The organism is Microvirga sp. 2MCAF38 (genome assembly GCF_052115485.1).
Lineage (GTDB): Bacteria > Pseudomonadota > Alphaproteobacteria > Rhizobiales > Beijerinckiaceae > Microvirga.
This window is the reverse complement of the sequence record NZ_JBFRGU010000004.1, coordinates 343,585-356,981: the sequence shown is the minus strand read 5'-3', so window position 1 is coordinate 356,981 and position 13,397 is coordinate 343,585. Positions and strand designations below refer to the sequence as shown.

Sequence of the window (13,397 nt, the reverse complement as noted above, 5' to 3'; positions counted from 1 at the left end):
GCCGGGACTCCTCCATGCGTGATCGTTTCGAAGATCTAGCTCTTGCGAGCCCCGGCATTCTCCTGCTTGCGTTCGCTTTCGTCTTACCCATCGTCGAAATGCTGCGACTGAGCATCGTCGGTCACGATGGCGGCATGACGGCCGAGCATTTCACCCGCTTTCTGACGGATCCGTATTATCTCGGCATCGTCTGGCGCACGATCTATCTCTCGCTGCTCATCACGCTGATCTGCGCTGCGATCGGCTTTCCGCTGGCCTATGTGATGGCGCGTGTCGCGCCATCCTTGCGGCTCTGGCTCATTGTTCTCATCATCCTGCCGCTCATGACCAGCGTCGTCGTGCGCACCTTCGGCTGGATGGTGCTGCTCGGACGTGGCGGTCTTATTCCCTTCACACTCTGGAAGATGGGGTTCGTGGGGCGCAACTTCACGCTCATGCAGACGGAAGCGGCTATCGTCATCGGCATGGTGCAAGTTCTCCTGCCTTTCACCACCCTCTCAATTCTCGGCGTCGTTATGAAGATCGACAGGCGTCTGGAGGAAGCTTCGCGCACCATGGGCGCTGGGTTCCTGGCGACCCTTCGCACGGTGATCTTGCCGCTCGCCATGCCGGGCATTCTCGCCGGATCGCTTCTCGCTTTCACTCTGTCAGTAAGTTCCTTCGTGACGCCCTCGCTCCTCGGCGGCGTTCGCCTCCCCGTCATTGCAGGATCGATCTACGAATCGGCGACGAAGACGCTCGAATGGAATTTTGCGGCTGCCCAATCTGTCATCCTTCTCGTCGGCGTGCTTCTGGCGCTGACCCCGTACATCAAGCTCTCAGGCCGGCGTCATGGTTAAGGGCGTTCCGAACCTTCTTCGCGCCGTCACGTGGCTGTTTGTTGCCGTGACGCTCATCTTTGTGCTTGCACCGCTGATCGTTGTCGCCGGTGTTTCCGTGTCCGAGAGTCAGTTCATCGCCTTTCCGCCGACGGGTTTCTCCCTGCGCTGGTTCAAGGCGGTGTTCGAATCGAGCGCCTATGTCGGCGCGCTTGGCACCAGCCTCAAACTCGCAACCCTCGTCACCATCACGGCGACGATCATCGGCGCAGGGGCTGCGATCTCGATCAACCGCCGTCGGCTGCCCGGCTCCGGATTTTTGTCTGGCCTTTTCCTTTCACCGCTGATCCTGCCGTCGATCATCTTCGCAATAGGCCTGCTCATCCTATGGAGCGCCACGGTTGGACCAGTGTCCTTTCCGGCTTTGTGGATCGGGCATACGGTGATCGCGCTGCCTTACGTCATCCGCACGACGCTCGCTGTGCTGGTCGATTCCGATCCTTTCCTGGAAGAAGCCGCCCGCACCATGGGAGCGAGGCGCTGGCAGCGCATTCTTTATGTGGTGCTGCCGCAATGCGCGCCGGGTCTGGCGGCGGGCGCGTTCTTCGCCTTCAACATCTCCTTCGACGAGGCCGTCGTCGCGCTCTTCCTGCGCACGCCGGATCTCGTGACTCTTCCGATCCAGATCTACAACCAGCTCGAGTTCAGCCCCGATCCGACAGTCGCGGCGGTTTCCACGCTGATGATGGGTCTGACCGTCCTGCTGATCGCGGTCATCGACCGGCTTCTCGGCATCCAACGCTTCGTCGGGAATTGAAATGGCAAAACTGGAACTGATCGACATCGTCAAATCGTTTGGCGCGACGAAGGTGCTGCACGGCATTTCACTCACCATCGAGAGTGGCGAATTCGTCAGTCTGCTGGGGCCAAGCGGCTGCGGCAAGACCACGCTTCTGCGCAGCATCGCGGGGCTTGAGGGCGTCACGGGCGGCTCCATCCGCATTGGCGGAAGGGATGTGACGCAAATGCCTCCGGAGGATCGCGACATCGCCATGATGTTCCAATCCTATGCGCTTCTACCGCACATGAACGTACGCGAGAACGTGCGCTTCCCGCTTCGCATGCGAAAGCGCGGCACCCGCAAGGAGCAGGACGAGCGCGTTCAGGCAGCGCTCGAGACGGTGCAGCTCAGCCACCTCGCGGACCGCATGCCGCGCCAGCTCTCGGGCGGGCAGCAACAACGCGTGGCTTTGGCCCGCGCCATCGTGTCCGATCCGAAGATTCTGTTGCTCGATGAGCCGCTTTCCAATCTCGACGCGCGCCTGCGCGAAGATATGCAGGTCGAACTGATCGAGCTGCATCGCCGGCTCGGCCTCACGACGGTGTTCGTGACGCACGATCAGGAGGAGGCGCTCAGTCTTTCCGACACGGTGGTGCTGATGAATGGTGGCCGCATCGAACAGACGGGCGGTCCACAGGAGATCTATGCCGCTCCGCGCACGGCCTTTGCCTCCGAGTTCATCGGGTCGGCCAATCTCGTACCGGTCCTGATCGGGCAGGGCGATGGCACAGCGCAGGCGAGACTTCCCAATGGCGAATTGATCCCGGTGCCAGCCGATGTGACTACACGTGGCAAGGCGACCCTGTCTCTGCGCCAGGAGGATTTGAAGCTTCTGCCGGCCGGAACGGACGTGCCGGGGACTTTTCACGCAACCGTCGAAACCCAGGTCTTCCTCGGCGCGCGCATCCGTTATGTTCTGCGCCTTGGCGATCTACGGCTGAAATGCCTTGCGCCTGCGACCGATCTTTTCGCGCCGGGTGAGGCCGTGACGGTGCAAGTGCCTGAAGGGCGAGCGCGGATCATCGCAGGCTGAGGAGTGCATTCGAGGTGATCATGCGTCATGGAAAAAGCGCCGCGCGGCCTCTCTTGGGCGTTGTTGCATGCAATCGCCGCCTCGGTGACGAGATCGCGGCGAACGTCATGCAGCGTTATCTGATCGGCGCTGCCCGCTATATGGACGCCTCGCTTGTCATCATCCCGAGCCTTCCCGATTATATCGACGCGCCGCGCATCGCGGCATCGGTCGATGGGATCTTGCTGACCGGAAGCCCTTCCAACATCGCCTCCCACCGCTACGGCGACGACGAGGAGAATGCGGAAGGGCCGTTCGACGAAGCCCGGGATGAGACGGTCCAGCGCATGCTCGATGCGGCGATCGATGCGCAAAAATCGATCTTCGGCATCTGCCGCGGTCTGCAGGAAATAAACGTTGCACTTGGCGGCACGCTGCGCCGCGATCTCGGCGCGAAGCATCATGCACCGTCAGATGCGAGCTTCGAAAGCATGTTCGATCATCGTCATCCTGTTGCGCTGACAGAAGACGGAGTCCTTTCGCGCGCCCTCGGCGACACAAAAGCCGTCGTCAATTCCGTCCATTATCAGGGCATCGACGGGTTGGCTTCGGCGCTATCGATCGAGGCCCGCGCGCCGGACGGCGTTGTCGAGGCCGTCTCCGGCTCCATCGGCGCGTCGCGGATCATCGCGGTCCAGTGGCACCCCGAATGGAAAGCCGAAGCCGATCCGCAATCGCAGGCGATCTTCCAGCTCTTCGGACGCGCCCTTCGCGGCGTCTCCGATATCCCTGCTTCATCCTGAAAGAAATGCATTAGGAACGACCGATGTTCGAGAACGCGCAGGTTTTTATCGATGGCCGCTTCGAGGCGGGTGAGGGCGGCACTGAACCCGTCACCAACCCCTCGACCGGTGAACTGATCGTCGATCTGCCGACGGGGGGCGAAGCGCAGGTCGACCGCGCCGTCGCTGCGGCCGAAGCCGCCTTTCCGGCATGGGCGGCACTGACTCCCCGCGAGCGGTCCCGCGCGCTCCTGCGCATTGCTGATCGCATTGAGGAAGAATCGGCCGTCTTCGCTGAACTCGAATCCATGAATTGCGGCAAGCAGTATCGCTATGTACTCGGCGGCGAAGTGCCGAATGTGGTCGATGTCTTCCGCTTTTTTGCCGGCGCCGCGCGCACCATGCCGGGCGTGCCGACGGGCGAATATCGCAACGGCCGCCACACGAGCATGCTGAGGCGTGACCCCATCGGCGTCATCGCCTCCATCGCGCCCTGGAATTATCCCCTGCTGATGGCGAGCTGGAAAATCGCGCCGGCCATTGCGGCCGGCAACACGCTGGTCATCAAACCTTCGGAGCACACGCCCCTCACACTCCTGAAGCTTGCCGAGATCTTCGCGGAAATCCTGCCACCCGGCGTCGTGAACGTCGTTACCGGGACGGGCGCGACCGTCGGACAACGCCTGATTTCGCATCCGCTGGTACGCATGATTTCACTTACGGGCGATGTCGGCACTGGCCGCAAGATTCTCACAGCAGCCACGGACACGCTGAAGCGCACCCACCTCGAACTCGGCGGCAAAGCGCCCGTCATCGTGTTTGATGACGCCGATCTCGGCAGCCTCATCGAGACATTGAAGGAAGCGAGCTTCTACAATGCCGGACAGGACTGCACGGCCGCCTGCCACATCTATGCGGCGGCGCCCATTTATGACCGTCTCGTCGCGGATCTCGGCCAGGCGGTGAAGGCGTTGCCCTACGGGGAATCGGACGACCCGAAGGCTGAAGTCGGCCCTCTGATCACCGAGCGCCAGCGTGAGCGTGTCGCCGGATTCATCGATCGCGCGCGAGACAACGGCGCGGAAATTGTGGCCGGTGGCCGGGCACCGGATCGGCGTGGTTTTTTCTACGAGCCGACCCTGGTCGCCACGGCGCAGGATGCGGAAATCGTCCAGCGCGAGGTTTTCGGCCCCGTCGTCTCGATCACGCCATTCAAGGACGAGGAGCAGGTGGTTCGCTGGGCCAACAGTTCACCTTATGGCCTTGCCTCGTCGATCTGGACGCGTAATTCCGGCCGCGCGGCGCATTTGGCGGCCGCGCTTCGCTACGGTGTCACCTGGGTCAACACCCATGGCGTTTTTGCCACCGAGATGCCTCATGGCGGCGTGCGAAGCTCCGGCTATGGCAGCGATCTCTCCATGACGGCCCTGACCGAATACACACAAGTTCGACACGTGATGTTTGCCCATAGCCGCTAAAGCGTGATCAGAACAAGTGGAAGCCGGTTGTTCGCCCGGATCATGCGACAACAGGGAATCTAGAGGTTGACGGAGGGCATGACTGCGTGGCTTTGCTGCGTTGTGGGGTGATCCCCTCGCGATGCGTCTGGCAGGAAAGCGACGACCCCATGTCCTCCTTCAAACATATGATTTTCATCACCTCGCCCCTGGAGGCGGAACACGTCGAGCGCATCCGTGCGGTGTCGCCCGAGGTCGAGGTGATCTACGAAGCGGATTGCCAGCCGCCGACCCGCTACATCGCGGATCATGACGGGCGCGAAGGTTTCAAACGCACGCCCTCTCAGGAAAAGCGCTGGCGAGAAGCTCTTGGCCGTGCAACGATTCTCTGGGACTTTCCGGATGACGGGTTAAGCTCGGCGCCTCATGTGCGCTGGGTGCAGACGACGAGTTCGGGCGTCGGCCGTCGCGTGCATGCGCTCGGCCTGGCCGAGACAGACCTTCTGGTCACGACCGCGCGTGGTGTTCATGCCGATTCGCTGACGGAGTTCGTCTTTCTCGTCCTTCTCATGCATGCGAAGGATCTGCCGAGACTCCAAAGCGATCAGGCGGCGCGTCGCTGGGACCGCTATTGCTGCGGGGAGCTCGCAGGCAAGACCATCACCGTAGTCGGCGCGGGTCAGATCGGCGCGCGTGTCGGAGCCATCGCCAAAGCCTTTGGCATGCGTGTGATCGCTTTGGTGAACACTCCCGCGCCGGAGCGTCGCGTCGAGCTTTGCGCGGATGAGGTGCTGGGGCAGGCGGATCTTCATCGCGCCGTTTCCGATGCGGATTATGTCGTTCTCGCGACGCCGCACACCCCGCAAACCGATCGCATGATCAACGCGGCGGCCTTTGCAGCGATGAAGCCGGGTGTCGTTCTGGTGAACATCGCGCGAGGGCTGGTGGTGGATGAGGTGGCCTTGATCGATGCGCTGGCGCGCGGCCATGTCGGTTTTGCCGGTCTCGACGTTACGACGGTCGAACCTCTTCCACCGGGCTCGCCGCTCTGGACCATGCCGAATGTGCTGATCAGCCCGCATTCGGCCAGCACCGCCCCAAGCGAGAACGGCAAGATCACCGATATCTTCTGCCGCAACTTGAAGCACTATCTCGCCGGAGAGACGGCCAAGATGGTCAATGTGCTCGACAAGAAGCGGATGTATTGATCGAGACATCCGCCACGTGTGCGGCAACAGCGGCGTGTTCCCGCGCTACGAGATGAAGCGCGGGAATGAGGCTGATGGAGCTTATTGCGCGTCGAACGCGCTTAAGCCCCGATAAATTCCCGCAGCGGCTCGTCATAGATCGCGGTGCGCAGAACGTTATCTGCGCGCACATAGCCACGATACATTCCGGCGCAGTTGAACGGCAATGAGACCGCGCCTGTTTTGTCGACCGCGATCAGGCCACCGGAGCCATCGGCGGGCGCCAGAATGTCCATGACGACGATCCGTGAGGCATCTTCCAGCGATTGACCCGTATGGCGCAGGCGCGCGGCGATCTCATGCCCGGCAGCGTAGCGGATGAAGATTTCACCGTGTCCTGTGCCTGAAATCGCGCAGGCGTCGTCGGCCCAGGTGCCTGCACCGAAGATCGGGCTATCACCAACACGGCCAGGCGCCTTGCCGGTCATGCCGCCGGTCGACGTTGCCGCCGCGAGGTTGCCGTGGCGATCGCGCGCCACGGCGCCGACCGTGCCGTGCTTTCGCGAATCGTCGTGATCGTCCGCGCCTCGCTCACGGAGGGCGAGCGTGTCCTGAAGAGCTTTCCAACGCGCTTCGGTGAAAAAGTATGACGGCTCTTCGAAGGCGACGCCTTGCGCCCTACAGAAGGCGAGAGCGCCTTCGCCGATCAGCATCACATGGTTCGAGCGCTCCATGACGACGCGAGCCGCCAGCACCGGATTGCGCGGGCCGCAGATTCCAGCGACTGCGCCCGCCGCACGATTGCGGCCGTCCATGACGGCAGCGTCCATTTCCTGCTTGCCGGCCGAGGTATAGACCGCACCGCGACCCGCATTGAACACAGGCTCGTTCTCGAGTTCCACTACCGCCGCAGTGACGGCATCGAGCGCCGCGCCGCCATCCGCCAGCACAGCCCGGCCTGCTTCAAGGGAACGGCGCAGGCCCGCGTGATAGGCAGCCTCGCGCTCCGGCGTCATCGTGCTGCGCAGAATTGTGCCCGCTCCGCCATGGACGGCGAGAACGAAATCATTATCGGGAGAGGTTGAACCGGTCATGGTGTTCTTGGCTTTCCTTGGGCTTTCCTTGGGCTTTCGATGCGCCGGGCTCAGGCGCAGGCTTGCTTGGCATAGGCGGCGATCTCTGCATGAGTCGCGACCCATACGTCCGAACGTTTGGAGATCTCTTCCAGAAGCATTTCGAGAATCCAGATGCGCGAGCGATAGCCGATCACATGCGGATGCATGGTGAGGAGGAAAAGGCCGCCTTCCGCATAGGCGCGTTCGAATTCCCGGTGAAAGATGTCGTAGACTGCCGTCGGTGGCATTTGCGGGCGCAGGCCGTTGAAGCGGTGCATGTTGAAATAGACCGCATCGTCGCGAATCCATTCCACCGGTAGTTCGACGATCCCGGTCGGCGTGCCCTTCTCGACGATTTCATAAGGATCGTCGTCGGCCATGAGGGACGAATCGTAGAGCAGGCCGAGCTCGCGCTCGATGCGCAGCGTATCGGCGCTGAAATCCCAGGAGGGCGTGCGAAGTCCGACGGGGCGGACGCCCGTGATGCGTTCCAGCGTATCGGCGGAGCGGAACATGAGATCGCGCTCGATCTCATAAGGAAGCTGGCTGTTGAGTTCGTGAATCCAGCCATGGATACCGATTTCGTGACCTTCCGCCACCACACGCTGCTGCTCGTCCTCATAAAGAAGCGCACTGACGGCGGGAACGAAGAAGGTCGCCTTCGCGTCATGCTTTGCAAGCACGTTGAGAATGCGCGGCACACCCTGGCGGTTGCCGTATTGGCCCTGTGACATGCGGCCGATGGATTTGCCGCCGTCGCGCAGTTCATTCGTTTCGTGATCCGCATCGAAGGAAAGGGCGACTGCGCAACGAGCGCCATTTTTCCATGTGGTCGGCTTCAGGGAGCGTCCGGCACGCACATGCTCGACTTTTGCGCGCCAGGTCTCCTCCGGCCAGTTCCATGGGGCGTCTTGAGTCTCGCTCATGTCAAATCTCACTTTAAAAACGTGTGCTGTCGCCGATTACGACCGACCGCCATCGACGGAAATGATTTCTCCCGACACCCAGGACGCGGCGTCGGAGGTCAGGAACATCACCATGTTGGCGATGTCCTGCGGAGCGCCGAGGCGGCGGGTGTGGATGGTCTGCACGAGTCGCGCCTGGCCTTCAGGGCCATAGTTCTCCCATTGCCGTTGCGTGTTGGGGTTGGAGAGAACGAAACCCGGCGCGACGCTGTTGACGGTGACGCCGAAGGGGCCGAGTTCAAAGCTCAGTTGCTTGGTCAGACCGACGAGCGCGTGTTTCGACGCCGTGTAAGCCTGAATGCCTGTGAGGCTCGGGCGCAGGCCGGCGCCAGACGAGATATTGACGATGCGCCCAAAGCCGTTGCGCTTCATATGTGGTGCGACGGCTTGCGAGCAGAAGAAAGCGCCATGGACATTGGCCTCGAAGAGAACGAGCCATTCCTCCTCGCTCACGTCCTCGACGGGTTTTGCCACCTGGCCACGGACTCCACCCGCGCAATTGACCAGGATGTCGATGCCGCCGAGTGTGTCGGCCATCTCGGTCATGGTTCGCGCGACAGCGGACCGATCCGAGAGGTCGAGCGTGCGTGTTTGTTGCGCGCCGACTTCCTTAGCGGTGCGAAGGCCGACATCGTCCATATCGAGTGCCCAGACCTGAGCGCCTTCAGCCGCGAGGGATTGGACGATGGTACGGCCGATGCCTTGCGCCGCGCCGGTGACGACGGCGCGGCGGTTGGTGAAGTCGAGTTTCATGGGTTCAACAAAAGATCGAGAGTGGACCAGGATTGTTCGCGGCGATCGTCTTCAATGTCGTGAATGAGATCGACGAGCTTGGAGATGGTGGGCGTCTTTTGCCCAACTTGCGCTGCAAGCGTCGCGATAATCGCGATTTGCGCATCGACTTCGGTCTTGCGTTTGCGCACGGCGAGATCACGCCAGATGCCGGAATGTGTTTTGGCGGTGTGCCGGTTGAACTCGGCCATGGCGGCCACAGAGGTTCGCGCAGCGGCCTCATCGGCTCCGGGCATGAAGGCTTCCGGGACGAAGCCGTTGAACCCGAGCGGTTTCACGCTCCGCGCCTTTGCCACCGCCATCACCTCGCGGCCTAGTGCATGGAAGACGGGGAAATGACGCTCGGAGGCGAGGTTTTCCGACATGGAAGCAGGCGTGAGAGCGGTTGCGAACAACATCGCGCCATACCCGAGCTTCCCCCAGAGATAGCCCCAGATATTGTCTGTGAGCACCGCGTTGGGTTCGAAGATCGAGAGCAGGCGGTGATAATCCTCCACCTCTTTCGTCGCCTTGCCGTCAAGCGCACCAATGGCGACGGCGGCACGGTTGCCGAAGAGAATGCGCCCCGGTTCAAGCCAATCCGCGCCGAAATTGACGAAGCAGCCGACAGTCTTCGCCGCACCGATCTCTTCTGCGATCACGATCTCGTTGAGGCCGTTCTGGGCGGACAACACGGTGCCGTCCTCAGCCAGATGCGGCATGAGCGCCCGCACGGCATCGCGCGTGTGGTGCGCTTTCACAGCAAGAATGATTCGCTTGAAGCGTCCCTTGACGTTCTCGGGTGTCGTGGCGCGCACTTTTTGCGTGAAAGCCTCAACCGGACCTTCGATGACGAGGCCGTCCCGGTTCATGGCTTCCACATGCGGCTCGACGATATCGACGAGAAGCACGTCTTCGCCCGCGCGGGTAAGATAAGCGCCAAGCGTTCCGCCGATGGCACCGGCGCCCCAGATCAGAATTGTGTCGCTCATTACCAGGTCTCGATCAGCGCGCGGGTTTCGTCCAGGGCGACGGACCAGATGGCTTGCATGTCTTCGTCCGGGCGCTGAAAGCGACCGCCGAAATTGCCATCGGTGAGAATTTCGCGAACGCCCTCGGGGCCGAAGGTGCGCATGCGCTCAAGATCGACCATGGGTTTTTGGACATCGGGCTGCTCGATACCGGGTAGGCGTGTCCAGGGAAAATTCTCCATCCAGGAAGCATGCGAGGCGACGGGATCGATGGCCTTTACTTTCTCGAAGGTACGAGGAGCGTTCCACCAATTGTGGAAGCGAACACGACAATCGGAATTCTTGTCCATCCACTCGATGGCGGCAGCCTGCCCCGGTGCGTTACCGCCATGCCCGTTGACGAACAGGATGCGGCGGAAGCCCGTGCGGCGCAGCGAATCGAGAATATCGGTGATGATATGAAGATATGTCTCGGCTCTCATGGTGATTGTGCCGGGATAGGCCATGAAATAGGGCGTGATGCCGTAAGCAACAACCGGAAAGACCGGCACACCGAGAGGTTCAGCTGCTTCAACGGCAACACGTTCGGCGAGGATGCTGTCGACGGAGAGGCTCAGATAGGCGTGCTGCTCCGTGCAGCCGAGCGGCACCACCGCGCGGTCGTCGGTCTTCAGGTATTCCTCGACCTGAAACCAATTCATCTCGCTGATTTTCATGAAGGCTCTTCCTCTTGTTGGGCATTTGCCGAGCGCGCTCGCTCGAGCACGGGCAGCAACGTGGCGCGAATGGCGTGCGGATCCGGTACGTAGCGAAATTCCGTGGCTTGCCGATCAGGCGGTAGAAGCTGTTTGACCTTCGCTTCCGCGCCGCTGGCGTAAATCGCCACATCGACGGATGCGAGAAACGCTTCGAGGTCGGGAGCGGTCAGAAGCCTCACGTCCACATCCGAAACGTGTGGTGCGAAACGCAGCACGCCGGGCTTCATCAGGGCCATGAACTCGGGAAAGATCGACACGATGCCGACGCGGGCCATCGGATCGATCATGGCGAGCTGCGCGCGCGTTTCCTCTGAAGGAATAAAGCTCAGACCCACAACGGGAATGCTGGTCGGAAGCAGGTGCTCCACTTCGCCACGGCGGTGGGCGAGGGTAATGCAGACATCGCATGGTTGCGGAAAAGATTCGCCCGCTTGCAACGCATCGACGGTGGTCACCGTGATGCTGTCCCCAGGCTCGAGATATTCCCGAATCCGGTCGGCATATTGCCGCGTCGTCTCAATGAAATTGCCGACCATGACGAGATGCAGGGGACGCGTTTGCGCACGGCCACGAGCCGCACGCGCATTGACGAGCGAAGAGACGACGGAAGGCGCGAGCCCCAGCTCTTCCGCTTCGTTGAAGAGCGTTTCGACGCGCCGCTGGATCTTGCGCATGGCGGAAGAGCGTAGGCCGTCGCTGGAATGCCCGTCGCCCACATAAGTGCCAGCGCCGGGCTTTGCCTCGATCAGTCCGGCCTCGCGCAATTCGCGATAGACGGTCGCGACCGTCATGTGGGCGATGCCTGCTCGCTCGGCCAACTCGCGCACTGACGGAAGCCGCTGGCCGCTCGGCAGTTCGCCAAGCGCGATGCCGAATTCGATCAATCCACGCAGCTGGATTCCGAGCGGCACCGGTAGCGTGCGGTCGAGCGCAGCCGCGAGATTGGTCAGAATCTTCTCGTCGGGCGTCTGTTCTGTTTTATTATAACAGATGCCGTCAGAAATATCAGGTGATGATGGTGTTTTGTGCACGACGGAGTTGACTTTAATGAATTTGCTGACCTACCGTTCTAATCGACAAGAACACCTTGAACGAAAAGACCGGTCCTTAGCAAGAGGGGATATCTTATGAAACTTAATTTCAAGCTCGGCTCCACACTGGCGGCAGCCCTGCTCATCGGCACGACGCTTGGTGGCGCCGTATCGGCGCAGACGCTGACGATGGGTGTGCGCGCCGGGCCGGACTCGATCGACCCGCATTGGTCGACGCTTGGCAGCCAGGCAGAGACCTTGCGCCACATCTTCGACACGCTGGTGATGGCGGACGAGAACCTGCAGATGAAGCCGGGTCTCGCGACATCCTGGAAGCCGGTCGATGACACGACCTGGGAGTTCAAGATCCGTGAGGGCGTGAAATTCCACGACGGCTCGGAGCTGACGGCAGAAGACGTGAAGTTCTCCATCGACCGCATCCCCGTGGTGACCGGCCCGATGAGCATGACGATCTACACGAAGCAGGTGAAGGAGACGAAGGTCGTCGACAAATACACCCTGCACGTGATCACGAAGGCGCCTGCACCGACCCTGCCGAACGATTTCATCCGCCTCTTCGTGGTGTCGAAGTCCGTCGGCATGGAAGCGCGCAACGAGCAGTTCAATTCGGGTAAGGCCGCCATCGGCACCGGGCCGTACAAGTTCGTCTCGTGGGAACCGAAGGGCGATTTCGTCGTCGAGCGTTTCGACGGTTACTGGGGCGCGAAGCAGCCCTGGGCGAAGGTGATCCGCAAGGAAATCCCGAACGATCCGGCCCGCATGGCGGCGCTGAAATCCGGTCAGGTGGATCTCGTCAATTACGTGCCTGCAACCGACTACGCCGCAATGCAGAAGGACAAATCGGTCGACACCTTCGTCGCCGACTCGGTCTATTATCTCAACCTCACGCCGAACGTGAAAGAGACTTTGCCGAAGCCGGTGAAGGTCGACGGCAAGGAAATCACCGAGAATCCGCTGCGTGATCCGAAGGTGCGCGAAGCGCTCGATCTCGCCATCGACCGCAAGACGCTCGTTCGCGTCGTCCTCGAAGGGTTGGGTCGCCCCGCGAACCAGCTGATGCCGACGAACTTCTTCGGCGGTAGCAAGGCTTTGCCGGAGCGTCCTTACGATGTCGCAAAGGCGAAGCAGCTTCTCGCGGAAGCGGGTTATCCGAAGGGCTTCGAGATCGACTTCCATTGCACCAACAATCGCCTGCCTGGCGATTCCGCTGTGTGTGAAGCGCTCTCGCAGATGTGGGCGCGCGCAGGCCTGAAGGTGAACGCCAACGCACTCAACGGCACCGTGTTTTTCCCGGCGCAGCAGAAGGGTGAGTTCTCCCTGTGGATGAGCGGCTGGGGCACGCTGACGGGTGAGGCGAGCTACACCTACGGCTCGCTCGTGCACACGGCCGATCCAAAGACCGGTCTCGGCGCGTTCAACAAGCAGGGCTACTCCAATGCGGAAGTGGACAAGCTGCTCGAGGAAGGCTCGCGCACCATGGACGATCCGAAGCGCCGCGCTCTCTTCGAGAAGGTGACGGAAGTGTCCATGAACGACCGCGCGCTGATCCCGACCGTGCAGCTGCAGACGGTCTGGGCCGCGAAGAAGGGAATGTTGACCATCCCGTCGCGCGTCGATCAGGAGACGCTGGCCTACGAGATCAAGCCGAAGAGCTGATCGCCATCCAAG

13 protein-coding genes are annotated in these 13,397 nt (G+C 61.5%); 7 read left to right on the top strand and 6 right to left on the bottom strand.

Features of this window, described 5'->3' with window-relative positions; translation table 11 throughout:
• Window positions 1-14 precede the first annotated feature (14 nt).
• The 6 genes from AB4072_RS10620 (at window position 15) to AB4072_RS10595 (ending at window position 6,118) form a co-directional block, all read left to right on the top strand.
• Window positions 15-839: an ABC transporter permease gene (locus AB4072_RS10620; protein WP_441967846.1), complete on the top strand. Its 825-nt coding sequence runs from the start codon at window positions 15-17 to the stop codon at window positions 837-839.
• Window positions 832-1,635 carry an ABC transporter permease gene (locus AB4072_RS10615; RefSeq protein WP_441967844.1) on the top strand — a complete coding sequence of 268 codons (804 nt, stop codon included), beginning with the start codon at window positions 832-834 and terminating at the stop codon, window positions 1,633-1,635. The genes AB4072_RS10620 and AB4072_RS10615 overlap by 8 nt, the downstream gene beginning before the upstream one ends.
• A gap of 1 nt (window position 1,636) precedes the next feature.
• On the top strand, window positions 1,637-2,692 hold the full coding sequence (locus tag AB4072_RS10610; RefSeq protein ID WP_441967842.1) for an ABC transporter ATP-binding protein: 1,056 nt from the start codon (window positions 1,637-1,639) through the stop codon (window positions 2,690-2,692).
• Window positions 2,693-2,712: 20 nt separating this feature from the next.
• Window positions 2,713-3,474 carry a gamma-glutamyl-gamma-aminobutyrate hydrolase family protein gene (locus tag AB4072_RS10605; protein ID WP_441967840.1) on the top strand — a complete coding sequence of 254 codons (762 nt, stop codon included), beginning with the start codon at window positions 2,713-2,715 and terminating at the stop codon, window positions 3,472-3,474.
• 23 nt (window positions 3,475-3,497) lie between these two features.
• The gene (locus AB4072_RS10600) at window positions 3,498-4,931 is read left to right on the top strand and encodes a gamma-aminobutyraldehyde dehydrogenase (protein WP_441967838.1); all 1,434 of its coding nucleotides are present in this window, start codon (window positions 3,498-3,500) and stop codon (window positions 4,929-4,931) included.
• A gap of 149 nt (window positions 4,932-5,080) precedes the next feature.
• A complete protein-coding gene (locus tag AB4072_RS10595) occupies window positions 5,081-6,118 on the top strand; it encodes a D-2-hydroxyacid dehydrogenase (RefSeq protein ID WP_441967836.1) in 1,038 nt (345 codons plus the stop codon).
• 101 nt (window positions 6,119-6,219) lie between these two features.
• Here AB4072_RS10595 and AB4072_RS10590 read toward each other — a convergent pair whose 3' ends face one another.
• From AB4072_RS10590 to AB4072_RS10565, 6 genes are read right to left on the bottom strand one after another with little or no spacing between them, the layout of a single operon-like run.
• Entirely contained in the window at window positions 6,220-7,191 is a 972-nt protein-coding gene (locus tag AB4072_RS10590; protein ID WP_441967834.1) for an isoaspartyl peptidase/L-asparaginase family protein, read from the bottom strand.
• 50 nt (window positions 7,192-7,241) lie between these two features.
• Window positions 7,242-8,138, bottom strand: a complete 897-nt coding sequence (locus AB4072_RS10585; protein WP_441967832.1) for a polysaccharide deacetylase family protein — start codon at window positions 8,136-8,138, stop codon at window positions 7,242-7,244.
• A gap of 36 nt (window positions 8,139-8,174) precedes the next feature.
• Window positions 8,175-8,930 (bottom strand): SDR family NAD(P)-dependent oxidoreductase, encoded by a 756-nt coding sequence (locus tag AB4072_RS10580; RefSeq protein ID WP_441967830.1) that lies wholly within the window; start codon window positions 8,928-8,930, stop codon window positions 8,175-8,177.
• On the bottom strand, window positions 8,927-9,940 hold the full coding sequence (locus tag AB4072_RS10575) for a ketopantoate reductase family protein (RefSeq protein WP_441967828.1): 1,014 nt from the start codon (window positions 9,938-9,940) through the stop codon (window positions 8,927-8,929). Before AB4072_RS10575 ends, AB4072_RS10580 begins: the two co-directional genes overlap by 4 nt.
• Entirely contained in the window at window positions 9,940-10,635 is a 696-nt protein-coding gene (locus AB4072_RS10570; RefSeq protein ID WP_441967826.1) for a creatininase family protein, read from the bottom strand. Before AB4072_RS10570 ends, AB4072_RS10575 begins: the two co-directional genes overlap by 1 nt.
• Entirely contained in the window at window positions 10,632-11,708 is a 1,077-nt protein-coding gene (locus tag AB4072_RS10565) for a GntR family transcriptional regulator (RefSeq protein ID WP_441967823.1), read from the bottom strand. The genes AB4072_RS10570 and AB4072_RS10565 overlap by 4 nt, the downstream gene beginning before the upstream one ends.
• A gap of 96 nt (window positions 11,709-11,804) precedes the next feature.
• Here AB4072_RS10565 and AB4072_RS10560 point away from each other — a divergent pair, with 96 nt between their 5' ends.
• Window positions 11,805-13,385, top strand: a complete 1,581-nt coding sequence (locus tag AB4072_RS10560) for an ABC transporter substrate-binding protein (RefSeq protein ID WP_441967821.1) — start codon at window positions 11,805-11,807, stop codon at window positions 13,383-13,385.
• Window positions 13,386-13,397 lie beyond the last annotated feature (12 nt).